The sequence below is a fragment of the Runella sp. genome, from assembly GCF_965279615.1.
Classification (GTDB): Bacteria; Bacteroidota; Bacteroidia; order Cytophagales; family Spirosomataceae; genus Runella.
The window spans coordinates 6,727,011-6,749,048 of sequence record NZ_OZ257252.1; the positions used below are offsets into that span (position 1 = coordinate 6,727,011).

Annotated in this window: 19 protein-coding genes; 9 read left to right on the forward strand and 10 right to left on the reverse strand. The window is 42.7% G+C overall.

Annotated elements, in window-relative coordinates:
- Positions 1 to 346 precede the first annotated feature (346 nt).
- From ACQY73_RS28185 to ACQY73_RS28195, 3 genes are all read right to left on the reverse strand, one after another.
- Positions 347 to 2,056, reverse strand: coding sequence for a hypothetical protein (locus ACQY73_RS28185; RefSeq protein WP_428657516.1), 1,710 nt, complete (start codon positions 2,054 to 2,056; stop codon positions 347 to 349).
- 248 nt (positions 2,057 to 2,304) lie between these two features.
- Positions 2,305 to 2,505 carry a T9SS type A sorting domain-containing protein gene (locus ACQY73_RS28190; RefSeq protein ID WP_428657517.1) on the reverse strand — a complete coding sequence of 67 codons (201 nt, stop codon included), beginning with the start codon at positions 2,503 to 2,505 and terminating at the stop codon, positions 2,305 to 2,307.
- 28 nt (positions 2,506 to 2,533) lie between these two features.
- Positions 2,534 to 2,740, reverse strand: a complete 207-nt coding sequence (locus ACQY73_RS28195) for a hypothetical protein (RefSeq protein WP_428657518.1) — start codon at positions 2,738 to 2,740, stop codon at positions 2,534 to 2,536.
- 176 nt (positions 2,741 to 2,916) lie between these two features.
- On the opposite strand from ACQY73_RS28195, the gene ACQY73_RS28200 reads away from it, so the two are divergent.
- Positions 2,917 to 3,633 carry a LytR/AlgR family response regulator transcription factor gene (locus ACQY73_RS28200; RefSeq protein ID WP_428657519.1) on the forward strand — a complete coding sequence of 239 codons (717 nt, stop codon included), beginning with the start codon at positions 2,917 to 2,919 and terminating at the stop codon, positions 3,631 to 3,633.
- A gap of 14 nt (positions 3,634 to 3,647) precedes the next feature.
- On the opposite strand, the gene ACQY73_RS28205 is transcribed toward ACQY73_RS28200, so the two are convergent.
- Genes ACQY73_RS28205 through ACQY73_RS28215 form a run of 3 tightly spaced genes read right to left on the reverse strand, consistent with a single transcriptional unit; the run spans position 3,648 to position 5,039 of the window.
- Entirely contained in the window at positions 3,648 to 3,932 is a 285-nt protein-coding gene (locus tag ACQY73_RS28205) for an HU family DNA-binding protein (protein ID WP_428657520.1), read from the reverse strand.
- On the reverse strand, positions 3,883 to 4,344 hold the full coding sequence (locus ACQY73_RS28210) for a helix-turn-helix domain-containing protein (protein ID WP_428657521.1): 462 nt from the start codon (positions 4,342 to 4,344) through the stop codon (positions 3,883 to 3,885). The genes ACQY73_RS28205 and ACQY73_RS28210 overlap by 50 nt, the downstream gene beginning before the upstream one ends.
- A 32-nt stretch (positions 4,345 to 4,376) precedes the next feature.
- Positions 4,377 to 5,039 (reverse strand): Crp/Fnr family transcriptional regulator, encoded by a 663-nt coding sequence (locus ACQY73_RS28215; protein ID WP_428657522.1) that lies wholly within the window; start codon positions 5,037 to 5,039, stop codon positions 4,377 to 4,379.
- A gap of 159 nt (positions 5,040 to 5,198) precedes the next feature.
- Between ACQY73_RS28215 and ACQY73_RS28220 the strand changes: the two genes are divergently transcribed.
- The 6 genes from ACQY73_RS28220 (at position 5,199) to ACQY73_RS28245 (ending at position 11,434) form a co-directional block, all read left to right on the forward strand.
- A complete protein-coding gene (locus ACQY73_RS28220; protein WP_428657523.1) occupies positions 5,199 to 7,067 on the forward strand; it encodes a tetratricopeptide repeat-containing sensor histidine kinase in 1,869 nt (622 codons plus the stop codon).
- A 237-nt stretch (positions 7,068 to 7,304) separates the two neighbouring features.
- Positions 7,305 to 7,553: a hypothetical protein gene (locus ACQY73_RS28225; protein WP_428657524.1), complete on the forward strand. Its 249-nt coding sequence runs from the start codon at positions 7,305 to 7,307 to the stop codon at positions 7,551 to 7,553.
- Positions 7,534 to 7,674 carry a hypothetical protein gene (locus ACQY73_RS28230; protein WP_428657525.1) on the forward strand — a complete coding sequence of 47 codons (141 nt, stop codon included), beginning with the start codon at positions 7,534 to 7,536 and terminating at the stop codon, positions 7,672 to 7,674. Before ACQY73_RS28225 ends, ACQY73_RS28230 begins: the two co-directional genes overlap by 20 nt.
- A gap of 212 nt (positions 7,675 to 7,886) precedes the next feature.
- Entirely contained in the window at positions 7,887 to 8,828 is a 942-nt protein-coding gene (locus tag ACQY73_RS28235) for a threonine ammonia-lyase (protein ID WP_428657526.1), read from the forward strand.
- Positions 8,829 to 8,920: 92 nt separating this feature from the next.
- The gene (locus ACQY73_RS28240; protein WP_428657527.1) at positions 8,921 to 9,517 is read left to right on the forward strand and encodes a tRNA-(ms[2]io[6]A)-hydroxylase; all 597 of its coding nucleotides are present in this window, start codon (positions 8,921 to 8,923) and stop codon (positions 9,515 to 9,517) included.
- A gap of 576 nt (positions 9,518 to 10,093) precedes the next feature.
- Positions 10,094 to 11,434, forward strand: a complete 1,341-nt coding sequence (locus ACQY73_RS28245) for an NAD(P)/FAD-dependent oxidoreductase (protein WP_428657528.1) — start codon at positions 10,094 to 10,096, stop codon at positions 11,432 to 11,434.
- A 70-nt stretch (positions 11,435 to 11,504) separates the two neighbouring features.
- Here the strand turns inward: ACQY73_RS28245 and ACQY73_RS28250 are convergent, their stop codons facing one another.
- The gene (locus ACQY73_RS28250; protein WP_428657529.1) at positions 11,505 to 14,375 is read right to left on the reverse strand and encodes an outer membrane beta-barrel protein; all 2,871 of its coding nucleotides are present in this window, start codon (positions 14,373 to 14,375) and stop codon (positions 11,505 to 11,507) included.
- 257 nt (positions 14,376 to 14,632) lie between these two features.
- On the opposite strand from ACQY73_RS28250, the gene ACQY73_RS28255 reads away from it, so the two are divergent.
- Both ACQY73_RS28255 and ACQY73_RS28260 read left to right on the forward strand, forming a co-directional pair.
- Positions 14,633 to 15,001 (forward strand): hypothetical protein, encoded by a 369-nt coding sequence (locus tag ACQY73_RS28255; protein ID WP_428657530.1) that lies wholly within the window; start codon positions 14,633 to 14,635, stop codon positions 14,999 to 15,001.
- 543 nt (positions 15,002 to 15,544) lie between these two features.
- Positions 15,545 to 16,327 (forward strand): hypothetical protein, encoded by a 783-nt coding sequence (locus tag ACQY73_RS28260; protein ID WP_428657531.1) that lies wholly within the window; start codon positions 15,545 to 15,547, stop codon positions 16,325 to 16,327.
- A gap of 18 nt (positions 16,328 to 16,345) precedes the next feature.
- Here the strand turns inward: ACQY73_RS28260 and ACQY73_RS28265 are convergent, their stop codons facing one another.
- The 3 genes from ACQY73_RS28265 to ACQY73_RS28275 form a co-directional block, all read right to left on the reverse strand.
- Positions 16,346 to 18,766 (reverse strand): esterase/lipase family protein, encoded by a 2,421-nt coding sequence (locus ACQY73_RS28265; protein WP_428657532.1) that lies wholly within the window; start codon positions 18,764 to 18,766, stop codon positions 16,346 to 16,348.
- A 273-nt stretch (positions 18,767 to 19,039) separates the two neighbouring features.
- Positions 19,040 to 19,405 carry a hypothetical protein gene (locus ACQY73_RS28270; RefSeq protein ID WP_428657533.1) on the reverse strand — a complete coding sequence of 122 codons (366 nt, stop codon included), beginning with the start codon at positions 19,403 to 19,405 and terminating at the stop codon, positions 19,040 to 19,042.
- A gap of 204 nt (positions 19,406 to 19,609) precedes the next feature.
- Positions 19,610 to 20,590, reverse strand: coding sequence for an IS110 family transposase (locus ACQY73_RS28275; RefSeq protein ID WP_428657534.1), 981 nt, complete (start codon positions 20,588 to 20,590; stop codon positions 19,610 to 19,612).
- Positions 20,591 to 22,038: the final 1,448 nt, after the last annotated feature.

Below are 22,038 nucleotides of genomic sequence, written 5' to 3' on the forward strand. Positions count from 1 at the left end.
ATACCAATACCAACACAGAAAAATGAGCAGACCAAAGACCAGAACGATAGCCAAAATGGCCATCCACTTTTTTCGATACAGAGGTGGTATGGGTTCTTTGTCAAGCATGAGCCAAAGCTACATGACCCGGTCTGTGAAAGGCAAATTAGGAGCGTTGCAAAAACGTTTCAATTTATAAATAATTGAAAATGAGTGAGTTATTTTACTGTTTTGAGGCGATCTTGCGGATTTTTTAAGAAACGGAGCAGGATAACGATTGCCGGTGGAGACACCGGCAAGGGCAAGGTAATTGGAAATGAAAGACAAAAAAGCCTTTCACCTCTCCACTTTCACCCTTGTACTTGATTCAGCCGATGGTTTCGAGGAGTTCCTCTACGCTGCCTTCTTCGGACAGGTTCAGTTTTTTTCGTAAGCGAAACCAAATCGAACGGATGCCGTTGGACGATACGCCCAAAACGGCGGCCATTTCTTTGTTGGAAAATTGAAGTTTGGCCAAGGCCATAAACCGAATCTCGGCGGGCGTCAGACCCGGTAGTTTTTCTTTGACGCGGTGGAGATAACCGCCGTGGACTTTTTCAAACAACTGCCTGAAACTTTCCCATTGCTCATCGGTCAGGATCGTGGAGCGCTGTAAACGTTCGAGGGTTTCGTAGGTGACAGAATCGCCCAATTTCTGTTGTAATTCTTCCACCATTTTGTTCTTCTCGGAGATATTCAGGGCAAACTGTTGTAACTCCTGAACGGCCAACGCCAACTCCTGCTCCTTCAGTTTGAGCTCTTGACTGATGATGAGTTGCTTTTGTAGGTATTTGCGCCGTTGGTTGGTATAAATGTATAGGGCTAAAAATAGACCTGCCGCCAGTAAAACAATGACCCCATTTCGTTCCAACTCTTTGATTCGCTTTTGGTTTTCTACTTCGTTCAGTTCCGCCCGGTGTTGGCGCAGTTCTTTTTCCTGCAACGCTTTTACCATTTTGCGGGCATTGAATTGTCGATGAAGACTGTCGGTGGTCCAAGCGGCCGAATCGGCATACATCGTGGCCAATTCGGGGCGGTTCAGTCGGATGTATAGCTTTGAGAGCCAAGGGTATAGCTTTTCGTATACTTCCAATTTGTGGGCGAAGGCCGCTTGCTTTTTGGCGTCGATCAGCAGCGCATTGGCTTCAGGAAAATGGTTGTTCAACAAGGCGATGGCACCCAAAGGAATCAAGGCGTTGGCGGCACCGCGGGCATCCTGCTTTTGTTTCGTCATTGCCACTGCCTTTTTCAGCAGGAGTTCGGCTTGCGGGTATTGTTTTCTCAGAAAACAGTTGTAGCCCAGCTGACCGTTGGATCGACCTACCCAAAGGGTATCGTATTGATTTTGAGCCGTTTCTAAGGAGGCTTTGAAGTAATGATCGGAAGAGTCCAATTGATTCATTTGCCTGAAACAGGTACCAATCAGCGAATAGTTGGCAGATAAAAAATGCTGACTGTGGTTTTCATGTTCGCTTTTGATCGCTGCTTTGGCGTACTCAATGGATTTGGGATAATCCGAAAAATAATAATAACAATACACTAATTCATTGATACAGTTTACTTTATCGGGAAATTCCTCCTGGTTTTTGTCCTTAATGAGATCATACATCCGCAGGAAATGCTCAAAAGCCAATTCGTAATTTTTGACACGATAAAAATAATACGAGCCAAAATGTTTTTCGACCGATGCCTCGGTCAGTAACTTTTTATCGTGAGCAATTTTTAATACCTTTTCTAATTTCTCAAGCCCTAAAGCGGTGTTTTTTCGGTATTTTTTTCGGTAAAGAAAAAAACTCAACTCCATCATATACGTATCCATCTCCAAGCCATCGTCGTGGTGTTGAGCGGCCATTTTTCGGATGCCCATTACTTCATCAAAGAATTTGGTGGAATCGTATTGGTTATTGACTGTTTTTGTTTCCCAAAAATTACCCAGCAGTTTGGCTCTTTCTTGGTAATTTTTGTGCAGCAGTTTCTCGTATTGTGCGTTTAGAATTCCGCTGATAAACAACAAAGTAGATAGAAGCCAATATTTCATTTTGGTACATTAAAAACATAAAATGCCCATTTTTCAACAAATATTGGTTGAAAAACGGATATTTTATGCGCCGTAGCAGCAAATAAATTTCGTACCGGGAAAAGTTTTCCACTACTTCAGAAGGGAGGTTAGATAATTTCTTTTAGGCATAGAAAAGAAAAAAAACGGTCGTTATTGCTTCATTCTTACCGCTAAAAAAGGCTACTGCAACTTGTTGCAATAGCTTTTGAGAAAAAACCAGCACTATTTTACTGCACTTTAACTACTTTGATAGTGGTCTGTTTGTCATTTGTATTGATGCGCATAAAATACATTCCATTGGCCAAATCACTGACTTCAAATTCTTCCTGATGTTGATTGGTTTCGGGCACAAAAGCGCGTTGCAACAGCAATCTTCCCGAAGCATCCGTCAGATTTACATTGACTTTTTCACCTTTGGCCTCAGACACTTTTAGGCGTAAGGTTTTAGTGACTGGATTAGGCACACTTGGGCAAAAGCTCCGTTATCTGTTGTCCGTTATCCGCAGCGAGTCTCGCTCCGCCAATTCCAATGCCGTTTTGAGACTGGATCCGAAACCAATATTCCTGATAGGTCAGCACATTACCTGCGGGTTGGCGGGTGGAAGGATAAATACTTCCTGTCCTTTTGATAAAAAGCAAAGGGGTTTGTTCATTTTTTAGCAAGGATTGTTAGATTTGTACATTATTAATCGACATAAATATTATTTTTAAAAGCACACATTGATGCCAACTAAAACAAGGATAAAGATAAAAAAAGGGTGAATGTTCTCTTTTTGTAAGCCAAGCTCCTTTAATAGTACGTAGAAAAGAACGCCACCCATTAAAGTCGGATACGATTCATGAAAATTAACACGCTGATCATTGATGATGATGCCGACTGGCAAAAGATCCTGACAAAATTTGTGCAGATGAATCCGTTGCTGGAATTGGTAGGAACGTGCGGTTCGGCCATGGAAGGCTACGCCAAAATGGCGGAATTGGAAGTAGATCTGTTGATCTGTGATATTGAACTGCCTGATATGTCGGGTTTGGCCTTTGTGAAAAGCATTCGCTTTGCACCCTGCGTTATTTTTGTAACGGCGCACCGTGATTACGCCTTGGATTGTTATGATGTATCGCCGATTGATTTCCTGCTCAAACCGCTTGATCTGAACCGCTTTCTTCAGAGTATCGAAAAAGTACGCCAACGATTATCCGTTCTGCCCGGAGCTGCGGGCGTAGAACCTTATTTCTTTATACGGGAAAATCATATCTATGTGCAGATTGCTTACAAAGATGTACTGTACATGAAAGCACAAGACAATTTTTTAGAGATCGTCACGAACCGGCAAAGTTATTTGCCCATCATGTCGATTTCTAAAATGGAAGAACAGCTCAAAGGCGATGTATTTTTGAGGGTACATCGCTCGTACATGGTACACCGCGAAGCCATTCAATCTATTGCTAAAAACGACATTGTTCTGACCTCCGGAGCCATTATTCCAATTGGGGATCAATACCGTACACAGATCAGCGGCAAACACATTAACGGCTATCTGGTAAGTAGAAATGGTTGATAGGTTTCGCCAAATTACCCGCGTCTTTCCTTTAGGTCCTCAATAAACAGTTTTGAAGGTTTGAACGAAGGAAAATCGTGTTCCGGCACGGTTAAAGTGATGTTTCGCTTGATATTACGCGCTGTTCGTTTCGCCCGTTTTTTGTTATAAAAATTACCAAACCCCCTCAAATAGATGGTTTTTCTCTGCTCTAAAGACTTTTTGACAACGCTGAACAATGCCTCGATTGTAGTTTCTACATCGAGTTTCTCAAAGTCTGTTTTCCGAGATATAGCGGTAACTAATTCTGCTTTTGTCATTTTTATTTCTGTTGTTCAAAATTCGTTCTTTTTTATACCTTGAAATTGCTTCAGGATAGGCCTTGATGACTTGAAACAAAATTCGGCGTAGAAATTTTATGTATTTACTGACCTTGGGTTGATCAATGCCAAAGAACAGTGCCAGTTGTTCTTGCCGAACATGGCCTTTCAAATAAATAAGCACAAAGAGAAGAGCATCCTGTGTGTCAGCAAATATGGTATTTTTACGGAAGAATACTTTGCGGTTTCTGGGAGTACCTTCAAGGGTATATTGAGCAAAGTAGTCGGTCAAGTCACTTTCGAAAAAGCAATGCAGCAAATCAAATTCATCACTTTTTAATCCCGTCAGTTGGCGAATAGCTAACTCATTGTGCTGTAAGTCGCTGTAACGCCCTAAAGTAACTGTAAGCATAAAACAGATAGATGTATACAAATTGGTTTGTTTCAGAAGAAGAACAGCGTTTCACACAGTATCCGGAGCAGCTTTTCATGCGGGATGTGCAGATAGCCGGCAATATCCTCCGTAGAAAGTTGAAATGCCAACTCGGGTTCTGAACGGATGAATTCCTCATAGCGCGCTTTATAATCCTGGATGTCTTTGTACAGGTTAACTGAGGCAGAGGTTGTTTCTTCACGGATTTTTTCCGGGAGAGCGCTCATGAGAGAAAAATCACGTTGCAGTTGTTGAAACGAATGATAGGTGATGGTGACCAAGTGGCATTCTAAAACAGCAATTACCGAGTTTGGGGCGACCTTTTGGCCCACAAAGCTTTCCAAGTGCCCTACCCATTGTTGTTTTTCACTAAAATAACGGATGCTTTCTTGGTTGGAGTAGGTAGTATAATAGGTTTTCAAAACCCCATCAGCGACAAAGGCCAACTTAGCACAGGCATTGCCTTGGCGCACAAAATAATCGCCGGCTTTCAAAACTTCTTTCCGAAAAAAAGAAGCAATAAAGGCTGAGTCAGCAACAGATATCTGTAGGTGGCGCAGAAGATACTGATTAAATAAGTTCACGTAGGGTAAAGTGTTTCCTTTCAATAAATTCGGGAAAAAGATAAAATGAATACCGAAATCTTTATCCGAGACCAAAAGTAAATTTTGCAAAAAAAAGCATATTCTTTTATATACTAAAATGTAAAAAGGAGAAGTTTGTGAAAAGGTTGATTTTGTACGTGAATCCCCGTTTTCAATATATATAAATTTTATTGACGGGGGCAGTGCCCCAAATTTGTATCCTACCATTCTAACCTGATTTATTTAATCATGTGTTTTTCAGCCATTAGGAATTTGTTGTGCTTGGTTTCGGTGTTTTGGACAACCTGCTTTTTTGCTCACGCTCAAACGAACATCCCTGCGCTCAAAAAACAACTGGCCATTGTAAAGACAGACAGCAGCCGAAGTCGGTTACTGTTGAAGTTAGGCATAGAATATGAACAGTTGAACAGCGACTCATGCCTGTATTTTTTAGACCAATCGCTGCAAGTTGCCCAACACAGTCGAGACACATTTGCGGTGGTCCGAGCCATGTTCCGTATGGCATATACTTTTTTGTATATAACACGTGACGAATCCAATGCCTTAAAATGGCTTAACCGTGGGGTGGCCATAGCTAAAAAAGCGGATGATAACCTGCACTTGTCAAAATGTTATCATTTATTGACGGCCATCTCAATACACCAAAATACCGGCAATGCCCTTGAGTTGGCCCATCGGGCCTTGAATTACGCAACTAAATCCAATGATTGGGGAGTGGTGGCGGAGTCATATGGATTCATTGGTGATGTAAATATGCGTACTCAAAACTATAAAGAAGCTGAAAAATATTTTCGTCAGAGTATGCTCATTTATGAAAAGCATGACCTTGACAGTTGGTTTACTCACGGAATAGACTACGCGGATTTGCTCCAAAAAATGGGGAAGAATGCACAGGCGATGGCTGTGTATCGCAAATTGGCGATGGTGGAACATAAACTGCCTCGGGCTAAAGGAGCATGGATCTATTTAAATGATGCGGCAAGAGTGGAGACCATGCTGCGAAACTACACCGAAGCCGAACGCCTACTGTTGAGCGGAGTGGAAGCTGAACATAAAAAATCAAAGCCGGACTCGCTGCATTTGTATTATTTCTATCAAAATTTAACCAATTTGTACGTGGAGCAGGGAACTTTCAAAAAAGCGTATGAAGGGGAAATTAAGTTTAATGAGATAAAACTTTGGTTGCAGCAAAAACGCCAAATAGGAGACAGCAAACTCCAAATGACCCAGCTGAAAGCATCACTGGACCTTGAAAAAAAAGAAAACCAAATAGCTTTTTTAGCTGAACAAAAAAGAAAACAGCAGATTTTGCTCATAGGGGCTGTGGTAGTGGCAGGGCTGCTTGTTGGTTTTTTGGTGATACTCCAACGAAATAAAAAACGCATTGAGCGGCAAAAAACAGAATTGACTGTCTTGAACCACACAAAAGATAAGCTTTTTGCCATTCTTTCGCACGATCTGCGCTCGCCTGTGGCCGGTCTTAAAAATTACCTTATGCTCATTCAGTGGGGTGCACTGAGTCAGGCCGAATTCGCGGATTCGGCCCAAACGCTGGCGGTTCAGCTCAATAATGTACATACCATGCTTGATAACGTACTGAACTGGTCTGTTTCACAAATGAGAGGTATCCATCCCAACATGGAAAAAGTAAATATTTTGCCCATCATTGAAGATGAAATTGAGGTGATGTTGCCGATAGGTGAAGCAAAAAATATACAGATCATCAATAAAATAAACGCTGAGGTACGGCTTCTTACCGACAAAAATCACTTGGCGGTGATTGTGCGAAACCTGCTTCAAAATGCGCTGAAGTTTTCTTCACCGGGCAGCAAGATCACTTTTACCTATTTTGAAAAAGACAAACACAGCCATATTGTAGTGCAGGATACGGGCGTTGGCATGACGCCGGAACAACTTACGCAATTATTCAACCCGAGTAAAACGACTTCTAAAATCGGCACTGCCCGCGAGAAAGGAACCGGTTTGGGGTTGGTGCTGGTGAAAGAACTTGTGGAAGCCAATCAGGGAACGATCCAAGTGACCGGCGAACTTTCAAAAGGAACGGCAGTGACGCTCCGTTTTAAGGCCGCCGCATAAATGGGTTGACATAGGGGTGCCTGCTGTACCGGATAGCCTTTTCGGCTTTGCCATTTCCCGGCCTATTTAGCGTTTCTTTCACCGGTTCGGTAACGGAAAATAACATTTCAGTCGACTTTCGATTGATACGGCTCTTGTGCAAATGCCATATTTGCAACATCGACAGGCGGTTTTTAAGGTTTCCATTTACTTCCTGCCGACGTATACAACCATTTTAAACAATAAAAATTTTAAGCCATGAAACGAATTAACGCTTTTATGATAGCCCTTGTAGCTGTCATCGTACTGACTGTGTCCGGTTGCAAGAAAAACGATATCGAAGCAGAACCCGCCGGCAGTAACTTACCATTTATGGGCAAACGCCTCATGCTTTCTTCCTTCGTTATGGACCCTCCTGTGGACTTCGACGCGGATCCTGACCTGATGTTCTTATTACGTGAATGTGACAAAGACAACATCATCATTTTTGCAAAAGGCGGCCAATGATAAAAACGATATTTCAGAATGGAAAGTAGTGGAATCGTCATCAAAGCTTCTGAAAGTAGAGGTAGAAGATATGGAAGACGGCGTAAAGGTAAAAGCAATCATGACCTGGAAAGCAGTGTAGTTTAATTCATAAAAGAAATACCTATACTTGTAGGGGCGGGGTTTACGTCCGCCCTTTTTGCGCAAATAATAATGTTGCTCGGCTTTTTACGGTAAATGGTTGCCGGTAAAGTATCTACCTTGCTTTCCGGCTATTTTTATTCCGCAAAAAAATGAAGTTGTTTTGCTCGGTTTCGACTTTTTGTGCCATATTCGCTCCCAAAATTCGGCAAAATGATTCCAACTCTATCCACTATTACGGCGGCGCACGAACGCATTCGGCCTTATGTCCATCACACACCCACGATGACGTGTCAAACGCTGAATCGGATCAGTGGAGCTGATGTGTATTTTAAGTGCGAAAATTTTCAGAAAATAGGCGCATTTAAGGCCCGGGGCGGCGTAAATGCGGTTTTGTCGCTGACGCCGGAAGAGTTGCAAAATGGGGTAACAACGCACTCATCGGGTAATCATGCACAAGCCCTTGCCTATGCCGCAGGATTGGTTGGAGCCAAAGCGTATATTGTAATGCCACGCACCGCGCCGCAGGTAAAAAAGGATGCTGTACGCGGTTATGGTGCCGAAGTGATCGAATGCGAACCAACGCTCGACGCTCGCGAAAGCACTGTAGAGCAAGTGATTGCCGAATACGGAGCAACCATGATCCATCCATTTGATGATTATCGGGTTATTGCAGGTCAGGCTACCGCGACCAAAGAGCTTATCGAAGATCATGGTGAATTTGACATTATTATGGCACCCGTGGGTGGGGGAGGATTGTTGAGCGGGACGGCCCTGAGCGCTCATTATATGAATCCTAAAGCCGAGATCATTGCGGGCGAGCCCGAAGGCGCCGGCGATGCGGTACTTTCTTTCAAAACGGGCAACATCGAAAAAGCACCCTACATCGACACCATCGCCGATGGATTATTGACGAGTTTGGGCACTAAAACGTTGGAGATCATTCGTTTGCACGTCAAAGATATTTTGCTTGTGAGCGACCCCGAGATCATCGCAGCGATGCGCTTGATCTGGGAGCGTATGAAGATCGTCATTGAACCGTCCTCTGCGGTTCCTTTTGCGGCATTGCTCCGAAACAAAGAGCGTTTTGAAGGTAAAAAAGTAGGTATTATTCTCACCGGCGGAAACGTTGATCTGGGAAAACTGCCATTTTGATCACTCATTTCACTGCTTAAATAACACATACATTCACCGCTAAAGCACCTTTTAACCCCTTATTTCTTACTAATTCCGGAATAACAAACGTCATGCCTTCATTAACTACTCTTGGCCTGGAACTTCCCACTGATCCGCGTTGGGTCAACATTGCCGAAATGCAACTGGAAGATATTCTGATAGACCATGCGTATTGCGAACAAAAAGCGGCTTCGGCCTGTATTTCCATGATCGTGCATTTTCCCGAAAAAGAAAAGCTTGTAGAAGTCATGACGCCCGTGGTGGCGGAAGAATGGGCGCATTTCAGAATGGTGCTCAAAGAACTCAATAAGCGCGGTTTTAAGTTGGGAAGAGCGCGAAAAGACGAATACGTAAATCGTTTACAGGAAATCGTGAAGAAAAAAGGCGACCGCGATGAAGTCTTTCTTGATCGGCTGTTGGTGTGTGCGTTGATCGAAGCCCGAAGCTGCGAACGATTCAAACTTCTTTCCCAACACATTGCCGATGAAAGCCTGCGTACATTTTACCACGAACTCATGATCTCGGAAGCGGGGCATTATCGCAATTTCATCGAACTCGCTGAAGAATACCTACCTGCCGAAAAAGTGCGAGCCCGTTGGAAAGAACTCTTGGCCGCCGAAGCCAACATTATGCAAACACTCGACGTACGCGGAGATAGAATGCACTGATAAACAGAATTTTAAAGAATGTTAATAAAAAAGCACCCGAATATTACTCGGGTGCTTTCCGTTTTCTTAACCTAAACTAAATTTCCAATTTCTTTTTTCAATGACTGAATAGATAGCAACTGGAACTGCATAATAAACAATCAAACTCTATACCGGTAGTTTAAAATGTTGATAATCAGCAAAGTTAAATTTCTAAATTGTCCGCATACGGACAAGCGACTGCTATTTACGGACAGTATGGAAGAAGACACCATCGGTAATGATAAGTGGTTTCTCGGTTAACAGCCGGTCGGGTTGTGAGCAACCCGCTACACGGCAAGTGTGTTCGTGTGTAGAGGGTTGCTCACAACCCGACCGACCGAAATTTGTCCAATGAATTACCTTTCCTGAATTGGAGTAGATGGGTAAATTATTGGACAAGTTTGATGAAATATGTCCCAAATTGGGCTGATTTCCGGAAAATAGCTCCCCATTTTAACCATTGTCAATGTCATAAGCGCCTGTTTCCGGTGGTTCAATTTTTTAGAAAAGAAATGGCATAAGATCATAAAAGGGTTTAAAAATCCTCATGTCTCTATGCTTGACTTACAGGAACTTTCTCTAAATATTCCCGATTCCACCAAGGCAAGAGTTGTCATTGTAGGAGGAGGGTTTGGCGGTATCAACTTAGCCAAAAAGCTGTCGAATACGCACTTTCAGGTGGTCTTGTTTGACCGTCAGAATTATCATGGTTTTTGGCCGTTGTTGTATCAGGTTGCTACAGCAGGATTAGAGCCGGATGCCATTGCGGAGCCACTTAGAAAAATGTTTGATGAAGAGTACGAAGATTTCCATTTTCGTCCGGTGCGCGTCACGTACATTGACCCCAAAAATAAGATGATCTCTACGCTCGTGGGAGATCTTTCGTACGATTACCTCATCATCGCGACGGGCACTAAGACCAATTATTTTGGTAATGAACAGATCAAGCATTTCTCGTTCCCGCTGAAGCGCCTTCCCGACGCGCTCAATCTGCGCAGCCAATTGCTGCAATCGTTTGAGCAGGCCAATATGACCAAAGACGAAACCATTCGCCAAAGTTTGCTCAATGTCGTCATTGTTGGTGCCGGCCCTACCGGGGTAGAGTTGGCGGGTTCGTTGGCCGAAATGCGTAAGCATGTATTGCCGGGCGACTATCCGGGAATGAATTTCAAGACAATGAATATTTATCTGGTAGAAGGGCTGGAGCGGGTGTTGCCGCCCATGTCGCCCGAGGCGAGCCGCAGTACGCAGAAAAATTTGGAGAAAATGGGCATCATCATCAAGCTCAAAACCATGGTAGAATCCTACGATGGCGAGGTGGTAACATTCAAGGGCGGTGAGCAGATTAAAACCCGTACGCTCATTTGGGCAGCCGGGGTGATGGGCTCAACGATAGAAGGCCTGCCCGATGCCACCATTGAAAAAGGGCGTTATTTGGTCAATGAATTTAACCAAGTTCAGGGCTTTTCTGACATTTTTGCCATTGGCGATATTGCGTTAATGAAAACGGAGAAATACCCCAAAGGTCATCCCGGCGTGGCGCAACCTGCCATTCAACAGGGAGTTCACTTGGCTAAAAACCTGAAACGAATGCATGAAGGAGAAGCTTTAAAGCCATTTGAATATTTTGATAAAGGCTCATTGGCCATCATTGGTCGCAGCAGGGCCGTCGCCGATCTTCCCGGAAATTTGCATTTGAGTGGGTTTGTGGCTTGGGTGGCTTGGCTGTTTGTGCACATTTATTATTTGATCGGATTCCGTAACAAGTTGGTCGTGCTCAGCAATTGGATATATCGGTTTTTCACTTACGAACGCGGCACACGCATCATTATCCGCCCTTTCTACCGGAAAGAAGACAGAGTAGCGGAAGAGTTTATGGAAAAACAGGCGGAGTAGGGGAGATATGACTCACCCTGTTTATAGCCCGTTTTTCAGTAATAAAGTAGAGCATCTGCCTCTCAATAGCTTAGAAAAAGCTGTCTCCGCGCTTGATGGTGGTCTTGATTCCGCGCATGTTGTACGTAAAACTCAGCATGAAATAACGCGCCAACGTCTGCACACGCTCCTGCGAAACGTAATTTTGATAAGCCGTTTGACTGACTCCCAAGTTACGGTTGAAAGCATCGTAAAGGGAAAGGCGAACTTCAGCTTTCTTCGATTTACCCAAAATCTTGTAGATCGATGCATTTAGAATCGGTATCTGTCGGTTAAAACCATAGCGATTGTTGATGTATATTTGATAATTGAGGCTCGAAGTAATAAAGAAATCTTTCGGCAACCGAATGTTCATGGTGCTTTCGTAGCTGTGATTTATAATTTGCTGATTTTGAGTGGTATTGATAGAATATTTAGTGTTATTGATACTCCAGCTTGCATTGGTAAAGAAGGTGAAATTGTCGCTTGGCGTCAAATCCAGACGGGCACCGAAGTGATAGTTGACGCTATTGGTTTGGTTCATGACTCCGTTGATGGGCGTAAGGCTTTTGCTGAAACCGGGATTAAGGTTAAAGCTCATGCTGGCTTTGGTCTTTTTTAACGGAAATCCAAAACCTATATAGGCTCCCGTGCTTTGTCCGCCCGAAATATTGACCGGTTTTGTAAAGGTAACCAATGTAGAAGGGTCAACCTGTTGATTATAAACTACTTGATTTAGTCGGTAGGCGTAGTACAAATGGCCGTAAATGTTTGTAAAACTCGCCGGATTGAACATATTGTACCCAAAACTGATGTTATGATTGACTTCCGGCAACAGATCGGGATTACCCTGACTGATAAACAATGGGTTGCTGTTGTTGATGACGGGTTGCAGATCGCGGGTGCTTGGTTGGGTGACACCTACACTGTAGTTTGCCGACATATAACGGTTATTCTTAAGGTCATAGCTAAAGGTGGCATTGGGTATCAACGCGGTAAACGTACGATGGATGGTTGATACATTGCCGAGGCTTGACGAAGCGGCCGGATTGACACCTCTCGTAAAACTTCCGTTAATATCGAAACGCTGTACCGCCAATCCTGCCGAAAGATTCAATCCTTTGAATGAGTAACGGAGGCTGCTTCCAATGCGGGCATAGTCATAATTATTGTTATAATAACCGCTCAAACTGTCTACGGGTGTGCGACGGCCGGCGTCTTTGGCCAGATCAAATACATCTCGGTCAATGGTGTTGGAACGGTGACTGACATTGATAAAACTTTCCCAGAAATAACGCTTGGCAAACGGCTCGACAAATAACAGACCGGCTTTGATCTGGCTTGTTTTTCCGCCCGTGGTATTGGTCAGGTCCAACAACTGACGAATCACATCGGTAGGGTTTGTGGCATTGTAAAATGAATTAAGTGATTGTTGGTCGGCACTGCCATCGTTGTTGGTAAAGTTATAGGAAAGACTTGCCGCAAAACTGCGTCCTTTTTTAGGTTTAAACTTTAGGCGATAGATCAACGTATTGGCCATTTCAAACTTGTTTGTTTTGGTTAAGTTGTTGATGGCGCTTTCGTTTGATTTAACATCATTGTTCTTAAAATTGGCCTGCAAACTATTCAATCGGGCATTGCCTACGTTATAACGGCTGTTATTGGTGAAAATAAAAGTATTGAGCGAGTCAAGGGTTTGCTCATGGCGAAAAGACAAGCGGTGATTGCCCAGAAAATTGATCTGACTGCTTTCTTCCGTTGTTTTGAAAGAGCCGGTTTCGAGAAAGGTCTCACGGTTTCGGAGAGCATCCAGTACCTTTCGGGTCGAGTTATAATAATAACTTACGTTCGTCTTTATTTTTTTTGTGTTGTAGTTGTAATTGGCGCCCCCGGATATATTGTTTGAATAGCCTTCGCCATTGCCGCCCACGGGAAGACTAAGGCCGCCATCTTCGTTCTCGTCGGAATTATATCCATCGTCACCAAAGCCGAAATTGCCGTTATCGTCCCAGCCGTTGTACGAACTGCTGCCCTTAAAGTCCTCATAATCATTCCATGACATGCCTGTTTGGTTGGTATTGTTGGTTATCGCAATGAGCGAAAGTTGGTGCTTATCATCAAACTTGTTGTAGTTTGCCTTCAGCTCTCCGCGCGGGCCTGCGCTGCTGTTGCCATCGGTACCGCCACCGGCCGTCAGTTTTCCAAACCCTCCTTTTTTGAATTCATCCTTCAACTCCAGATTTATTGTTTTTTCCTGCTTGCCGTCATCTACCCCCGTTACTTTCGATTGCTCACTTTTATCGTTGAATATCTGCACTTTTGTGATCGCTTCCGCCGGTAGATTTTGGGTCGCCATTTTGGGGTCATTGCCAAAAAAGCGCTTGCCGTCCACGGTTACTTTCTGCACTTGCTGTCCTTGAGCGGTGATTTTTCCGTTGGCGTCTACCTGCACACCGGGAAGTTTTCGAAGCAGATCTTCCACCGTTGAGCCGACCGGTACTTTAAACGAAGACGCATTGTATTCGATGGTATCTCCTTTTATGGTCAGCGGTGCACGTGCTGTTTTGATGACTACTTCAAAGAGTTCTTTGGTAATGGCTTTCATTTTGAGCGTTCCCATATCAACAACTTCATTGTCGGCAAAGACAATATCCTGTTGGAACGGAATGTAGCCAACGTAAGAGATCTTAAGTAAATAATCGCCACGTTTGACATTGCGCATTGCAAAGGCACCCTTTTCGTTGGAGCGGGTATAATTGACCAATGAGGAATCTTTGCGCTGCAAAAGCATAACAGTAGCCGAACCCAGCGGATTGGAGGAGGTGTCGGCAGTAATGCCTTGGATTAAAAAACGATTGGGGGTTTGGGCGTGTAATATACTCAGGCATGGCCATAGCAAGGCCAAAAGGAGAAGTTTACGCATGGCTGTAGATCAGTGTAGTTTAGGTCGGGAAAGGCAGTATGAATACTACGCTTTTGTTTAAACGTTCAGTATGTGCATTACTGATACATTGATTCTGCAAAATATTCGTTCAATGTGCAGGAAAGGCCTTTTTATGTAAAATAACTTCCTGAAAGCAGGAAGAAAATTGAAAGAATACGTTTACCGGGCGGATGGAGGTAAAAAAGGCATAAATTTGCAATGAGTTGTCAAAGCAATCTAAATTTTCAGTAGGAATAATGACGTTTAAAAAAAGACAGATTATTGGAACGGGGATCATTATCATTGCTATTGCGGTGATCATTGTACTAACTGACTATTTAAAGCCATTCAGCGCTAAAAACACTCAAGCCTATACTCCACAGGACAGTCTGATTAAATGCTGTGAAGAAGCAAAACGAATTTTGAAAGAAAGCCTCAACCACCAAGCCGATTACCGGGAATTGGAGGAGCAGAAGTATTTTGTACAATATGGAGCACCCAAAGAATACATTCAGATAAGCTTGAAATACAGCATTAAAGATGCATCAGGAGCTTTAAGCACCGAAAAGCGATGTTTTAGTTTTGACAGAAATTTAACGCTCACAGAGCAGTTCCAATGTGACTAGTGTTCTTCTTGACGATTCAACTCATCTATACTGTGTGTCAATCATAATGTCAATATTTGTAAAGGTCTCGTTGAAGCCGATGTATCCAAGAAGGAAAAATCATAGATTAAGAGCGTGTTGGGAAATTTTCTTTGGTTTTGCGAGGTTTAGCCGAACGAATCCCTGAAAGGATGCTTCAAGCTGTCAATTAGCAAAAGCAGCTATGGTTTTCATAAATAATTAACTTGATCAATTCAACTCATTGCCAATCAACTACAATATAAAATTCTGTAAATCAGTGCTTAAAATTCCCCAATAAGTTCTAATAACAGCAAATGGCTGATTACTGAAGCGGGCTCCCTTTAGTAATCAGCCACTAGGGAATTAAAAGCAAATACTCAGAAAATTTAAAGGTGAAAGAATTAACCGTATGAATCACATTTTTCCTGATTATCTTTGAAACATCCTGTAGTTATATTGCTTCGTGAAAACAATATACATTTATAAAGTATACCCTTTAGATGGAGCAGTATGAATTAATAAGGATCTGAAAATAAACTACTTATGAAAAAGCTTACAATTCTTCCATTCTTTTTAATCATTATAGCTTATGCTCAGGCACAAATCATTGAAACTCCTGCCAACAGCATTCTAACGGTTAAAAGCGGCATTACGATTCCCGATACCAGCTCCTATCGAATCAATGGTTCCTCGATTCTTAAAATAAAAAATATGTCCAATATTCTCTTGGGATTCAGCAGTGGCAATACTATCGTGACAGGACAAAATAATATTTTTCTGGGCAGCAACTCAAACAGTACGGCATCTGCTATTACCAATTCTGTGGCCATCGGTACCAACGCTAAAGTAGCGATCAATAACGCCATTATTCTGGGAGATACCGCAAATGCCGGCATCAAAGTAGGCATCGGGACGGCTGCACCGGCTTACCGACTTGATGTTAAAGGCGTAGTGAATATGCGCATAGGTTTTAATTCTCCTTCCTTAAAAATCAATGGCCGTGATTTTTTGGGATTGGATTCGGAGGGCAAATTTTTGGTTTCCAATTTCAAGATCAAATATGACAACCAAAATCAATGGTCTGATCGGGTATTTGAGTCCGGCTACAAACTTGCGCCCATTGAAGAGGTGATGAAGTTTGCCAACGAAAACAAACGATTGCCTGACGTTCCTTCTGCCAAAGAAGTGGTTGAAAACGGTGTTGAAATTAATATGATCGTGGCTAAACTGCTGGAAAAAGTGGAAGAATTGACCATTTACAGCGCAAAACAATCGGAAGAAATCAGCGAATTGAAGAAACGATTAAGCATTTTAGAAAAAAAATAGCGTTTGGCTGCAGGCCAATCAGTCGTTTCCCTTTATAAATATCTTGGCATTGGGGTTGGAAAATTTGAGTATTCCTCCATAGTAATTGATCTGCAGGGCTTGTGCAGCGTCGGTCGAAACAGTGATTGTATGCCCTGCCTGTATGATAACGATGTCTGTGACCGTTGGCTCGTGGCCGCACGACCAGGTAGCAGACGCCGACCAATCGCCGGATCGAATGGACTCACATAAATGATTGTTGATGTAAAACCAAGAGGTATCGGCCACATATCCGCCTGCGGTAGTTTTTCCAATAACAATCACCTTTCTCCTGCCTTCCTCACTGCTGACCGGAGTGGTATAAATGCCCGCAGTACCAACCGACCGAGCAGTAACGATCTCTGCTGAACTGTATTCAACCAATACTTTGATATCTGTTAAATTGGTACCCGAAACTCTGACGGCAGTAGTCGCTCCTCCCCGTATGAATTGTCCCGGTTTGGGGGAAGTAACTGCAACAGTTCCGGAAGGAATCTTAAGGGGAACCGTCGGTTTTCCGATATTTATGGGGTTAAAATATTGGCAAAATGAACTACTGCCGGGTGCCGAGAGCAATAGTGCTTTGATTTGCTCAATGACCTCATCATTTTCAGGAGAGCCGCAATGGCCCTGATTTTCGATCAGGCTTGTACAACTGCCGGTCATGCCACCCTGTTGACTGACCTGAGAGACAATTGCATCATTCAGCCCGTCAAAGATCAGTGACGTACCCACATCCAACATCATATGGGGCAATACATCTTTAAAAGTATACTTTCCGATGCCTTTGATGATATTTTTTGCACCGGGACTCAACGGGTTAACTTCATCAGCTATGGCTTCAAACAATCCCTCCAAAATCTCCTTGGGAGTTTGGTATTCGACCGTGACAACGGTATGAGACGGCACCGTTCGATAGTTGCGCCGTATGCCGTTGAGTGTTCCGGTAATTTCCGGGCTGTCTACGCGTAAATTATCCAGTGCCCCACCTTCACAGGCTTGGGTTGCCGCTTCAGAGAACAACGGAATCAGCGTATTGCACAGGTAGTGCATGGAGGTAGGCAGCACGATTTTAGCATCAGCCATGATATTGGCTATTTGAGAGCCGGAGTGGGGGGTATTTAAGGTGATGAGTTTGTGAATTCTCGTTTGGTAGGTATCTCCCTGCAAATACATTCTGCCCAAAACCCCTCCCATGCTGTGTCCGATGTAATCAACGGCACCTGCTGCAACATGGGTTTGAGCCAGTTCCTGAATCAATTCGTCTATTTCAACTTTGATTTTCGGTACATTTTCGGCAAAGGAGGCACTGTTTGTGCCCGAGTAATCAGCACGTTTGGTCAGAATTGGCGCTGAAGTGTAATAAGGGTAGGGATAGATGTCAGCATACTGCAATTGGCTTTCAAGTTTGGTAAAAACATCCGGATTTGACCACAGACCATGAACCATCAGAAGCGGGGCGCGATAGACCGTCAACGGGAAGGATTCAACCGCAAAGGAAGGATCATCCAATAAATATATTTCAAGGGTCAGTTTAAGGCTGTTTGTTGGGTTTTCAAGGTGGTTGGGGTGTTTATAGCGCACTGTCATGGAATCTGCCCCAATATATATGAGAGGAGAAAGTTTACCGTACAATTCCTCATTACCGGTTGTATTCTCTTTGATACGAATTCCCAAGTTTTCCTTTTTCAGTCCTTCATCATTCAACTTCATGCCAAACAGGGAAGCCTCTGAAGCATCGGCGCACACGCTGAAATCATTTTTACTGAGAAAGGTCGGGGTGCTGAAGGTAGGGTTGTCAATGAGCTGCTGATAATGTGTTATACCTGTCGGGACCGATTGACCTATTACAAGGACTACTTTGCCGGTGGCGGTATAGATACTTACATTCCCGTTAGGGTCTGTATAGCGCTTACTGTAAGTCAAGGTATATTCGGTCGTTTTTGTCGGGGCTTTTATTTTTAAATAAGGATGGAAAAAATCGTCACCCTCCTCAGGGGTGTAGGGATTAGGAATCGAGAATGCCTCTTTCGTACAGCCTCGCCCGCCATAGATACAGTTTTGATCATAAAATTGAATAAATCCCTTCTCGTATATATTAGGGCCTGTCCAGGTAAATTCAACGGGTTTAATAAACTCTCCTCTGTTTGTTTCATTTACCCAGCGAGCATCCCACAGGTCAGAGGCCTGTCCTCCACAACCATGAACATTATAATTAATGGCAATATCATCTTTGTAGTAAGCCGGAATATAATAGATATTATATTGAGAATCACTTATAAGATCAAAAGCAGTACCGGACTCTCCATTAATAAATTTTCGGGCCGACAGACGGCAGTTAACATTGGTAGTATAGGTAGTCTGGCCATAAAGGCAGGAGGAATAGAAAAGAACGAGAATGAATAAAGAAAGGCGTGGCATCGTTGAGTAAATAAAAGAAGGCCCTAAATTATTGCAAAATACCTCCTGATTCAACTCACCGCGTTATTTAATTAAATGAGGCTTACTATTGCCTTGCAAATACAGAATATAAATCCCCCCTGTCATACCTACACTATTGCCACTTTACTTTACCATTTTGTGCAACGCAGGTTTTGGTTTATATATACTTTTAATATCATCCGTACTTCAATGATCCTTTCATAAAACAGTAAATTAATCCGGTTTGCCTAATTGCAATCGTGAACCGCTTTGTCATATCAACCGTGCGGAAGCATTAAACAGTAGATCAGAAGCCATCGCCTCGTAATTTTCAGGAACAGTCACTGTATGATTGATTTCCACTTTGTCATTCTGAGTTGGTAAGCGGCCACAGGACCAAACGCTTGGATCATTCCAATTGCCTTCTTTGAGCGTATACATCGTTGTACATACCCCGGTAAAGACACCGGACACGTTGCTTAGGTGCCCCGTGGTGGTATTGGAAGGCCGAATCCGATAATAATAGGGCGTATTTAAAAGCACAGTCGCATCCATGAAGGTGGCGGTATTCGGTTTAACACCCCCAACAGGCACAAATCCTGAATTGACAGATAAAGAGCGTTCAATAAAATAACCCATCTCATTAGAGGCATTATCCTGCCAAACTACTCCGTTGAATTTATCATCTAAATATCCGGCAGAACTTTCAATCTAAAGGCCGATGCGGCTCGTGATTAACAACGTTCGCAATAAGCTAGTGCTTCGAATATTCGCTTGCGTTCGAGATGATCGAAATTATGACGAAAACTATAAACATGCGCTTGCATGAATCATGAACTGTGTTCAAATGCAAGCATTCAATCGAAATTTTGGTTGATAATTATCATTATAATCTTCATCAAATCGAACTAATGCGAAAGCTTGGCGGAGTAACTTGTTGGCAACAGCAATCAGAGCTAATTTAGATGCTTTACCGGCAGCTTTCAGACGCTGATAAAACTCTCGACACGCTTTATTATAACGGATTGCTGACCAACTGGCAACATATAATAAACCACGCAAATGAGGATCTCCCGTTCGACAAATACCGCGATGAGTAGCCATTTTACCTGATTGATAAGTAGTAGGGGCAAGGCCAATAAATTTGGCTAATGCTTTAGCCGAACGGAAATCCTGAAAGCCATTTGTAGTCTCAATCAGTGCCGTAGCAACTTTATGCGAAATGCCTTTTATTGATGTTAATCGATTATACTGTTCTTTAAAATCATCCTGACATATTTGGCATACCTCCTGTTGGAGGCTGGCAATAGCAGCCTCAAAGCGATCAATCATTTCCTGTAAACTTTGCTCAGTTGATAAATCTTTAACCGGTAGGGGAGCAAACGAATGTTGTAAATTTAGAAGTATGGTGCGTTGCTTGTGATATTGGCGCAATAGTGTTCTCTTTTGTCGAAGACGCAACAGACTATCAGTAGTCATTTGATATAGAGGCGGTTGTATTAATCGACCGTATTCGGCCAATAAAACAGCATCTCTTGGATCAGTCTTAGTGACTGACAATTGCATCTTAGCGAAATTATGGCTCTGTTTAGGATTAATGACCGATACATTAATTTTTGCCTGACAAAGCATGTATGTCACCAAAACGGAATAAGAACCCGTAGCTTCCAAAATACAGTGAGATCCATTAGGTAAATGGCTTAATAAGGAATGGATACCCTCCGGTGTATTATGATAAGTGTTAATAGTCCAGCCTCCGCTCATTGTTGGCAAGGCCACTGCTAAGGTAGTTTTAGCTACATCAATCCCAATGTACTTTTTCATAAATAAATCGGTTTAATAAACGTTTAGCAAACAATGAAGAAGCGAGCAGTGAATTTTTAGACCCTGGCATAGCATACACGGTTTCAAAACCAATTGAACTGTCGAGGCTTTAAAAATTCACCCGTGCAGATCGGAACATGATTCACAGGGTTGGCTATAGAAATCGCGGATTTCCCTACACGGGTTGCTCAACTGACAGTTTAATTACGGCCATTTTGAGTATTTATTACAACAGAGTTCAAATGTACTATAGAAATCGATCCGTTTTTCGACAATTCCAAACGTCGCAGAGATTTCTTTCGCGCTTCTTCCTGCTTAAAATCAACATCATAACTCTTTCGAGTCTTAATCCCTTTCTGAATTCCCATTTCGCATTATGTTGTGCAAAAATGTGTGCCGCTTTTTGGAGCCACCTCAGGGATGCGTCGTTAATCCTTTGATTTAGAGAAAGCGACGATTTGTTTATTTTTCAATGCGTTCACTCATTAAGGTACCTATTCTGTTCATTTCAGGTTCCGGGGAAGCAAATGTTCGCTTTCTTTGTACCAAGAAAAAGGCACTTTCCCCTACTATAATTAGCATCCCTTTCCTAACCTTATAAGATTGTACAAGCCATGTGATAACCGCATGGCTTTTTTATGTTCCGGGTATTAGGTCCCGATTATTGGTTAGACATCATTCGCTAAATCACATTCAAAGCAATGACGCGAGAGTATACCATTGATAATTTTCAACACTTCGCCTTAGATTCCGGTGATTTCACCTGCCAATAGGTAGGTTTCGCGGTTGTCAGGCCTTCAATGGTACCTTAAAGTTGACTTTATACCTTAAATTTGTATAGTTATTAAAATGTATGTTCAATCACTCCGGTGATTATTGAATAATATTTTAAGTAGGGTAAAGTGTACCGTATGGCCATATCTTAATGAGGTATGGCCATATTTTTTTTTAAGATATACACTTACCCTGCAAATGAACCCTTGACCAAACACACCCTCTTTGTAAGGGCCCTGTTTCATTATCAATTAGATTTTGACCTACCTTTGATTAAGGTCTTCGCCTTTTTAAGCAGTTGTATTATCTCAGCACTTTGTACGGCCTGCCACACATCTGCCCACCGCTCCGGGTCAGCAAAAAACAGGGTGTACTCCAAACGGGACTCTTCATTACGTTCACAAAAGTTATCACTTTGGAAGAAAGTAAGAAATACTTCATTCTGAAGGTTTTTGCCTTGATCAATCCTTAAGCTTCAAGACATAAAAAAGCTCTGAGAATGGGTTTTTTATAATCAAAGCTCAAAACTGCAACAGTTTTGAGCTTTCCTCAGTAATCTAATCTTAGTAGTCAATTACAAAAATAATATACAAATAAGGTATATTTATTGGTAAACTGCCATCTTTGAAATACCCCTCCCACCGATAGGCCACCACGGAACTGAGTACATGCAA

What these genes read in the sequence shown, in the direction of transcription:
- ACQY73_RS28185 (WP_428657516.1), bottom strand. Translation starts at nt 2,056, where the DNA reads ATGAAATATTGGCTTCTATCTACTTTGTTGTTTATCAGCGGAATTCTA.
- ACQY73_RS28200 (WP_428657519.1), top strand. Translation starts at nt 2,917, where the DNA reads ATGAAAATTAACACGCTGATCATTGATGATGATGCCGACTGGCAAAAG.
- ACQY73_RS28205 (WP_428657520.1), bottom strand. Translation starts at nt 3,932, where the DNA reads ATGACAAAAGCAGAATTAGTTACCGCTATATCTCGGAAAACAGACTTT.
- ACQY73_RS28210 (WP_428657521.1), bottom strand. Translation starts at nt 4,344, where the DNA reads ATGCTTACAGTTACTTTAGGGCGTTACAGCGACTTACAGCACAATGAG.
- ACQY73_RS28220 (WP_428657523.1), top strand. Translation starts at nt 5,199, where the DNA reads ATGTGTTTTTCAGCCATTAGGAATTTGTTGTGCTTGGTTTCGGTGTTT.
- ACQY73_RS28225 (WP_428657524.1), top strand. Translation starts at nt 7,305, where the DNA reads ATGAAACGAATTAACGCTTTTATGATAGCCCTTGTAGCTGTCATCGTA.
- ACQY73_RS28235 (WP_428657526.1), top strand. Translation starts at nt 7,887, where the DNA reads ATGATTCCAACTCTATCCACTATTACGGCGGCGCACGAACGCATTCGG.
- ACQY73_RS28240 (WP_428657527.1), top strand. Translation starts at nt 8,921, where the DNA reads ATGCCTTCATTAACTACTCTTGGCCTGGAACTTCCCACTGATCCGCGT.
- ACQY73_RS28245 (WP_428657528.1), top strand. Translation starts at nt 10,094, where the DNA reads ATGCTTGACTTACAGGAACTTTCTCTAAATATTCCCGATTCCACCAAG.
- ACQY73_RS28250 (WP_428657529.1), bottom strand. Translation starts at nt 14,375, where the DNA reads ATGCGTAAACTTCTCCTTTTGGCCTTGCTATGGCCATGCCTGAGTATA.
- ACQY73_RS28255 (WP_428657530.1), top strand. Translation starts at nt 14,633, where the DNA reads ATGACGTTTAAAAAAAGACAGATTATTGGAACGGGGATCATTATCATT.
- ACQY73_RS28260 (WP_428657531.1), top strand. Translation starts at nt 15,545, where the DNA reads ATGAAAAAGCTTACAATTCTTCCATTCTTTTTAATCATTATAGCTTAT.
- ACQY73_RS28265 (WP_428657532.1), bottom strand. Translation starts at nt 18,766, where the DNA reads ATGCCACGCCTTTCTTTATTCATTCTCGTTCTTTTCTATTCCTCCTGC.
- ACQY73_RS28270 (WP_428657533.1), bottom strand. Translation starts at nt 19,405, where the DNA reads ATGGGTTATTTTATTGAACGCTCTTTATCTGTCAATTCAGGATTTGTG.
- ACQY73_RS28275 (WP_428657534.1), bottom strand. Translation starts at nt 20,590, where the DNA reads ATGAAAAAGTACATTGGGATTGATGTAGCTAAAACTACCTTAGCAGTG.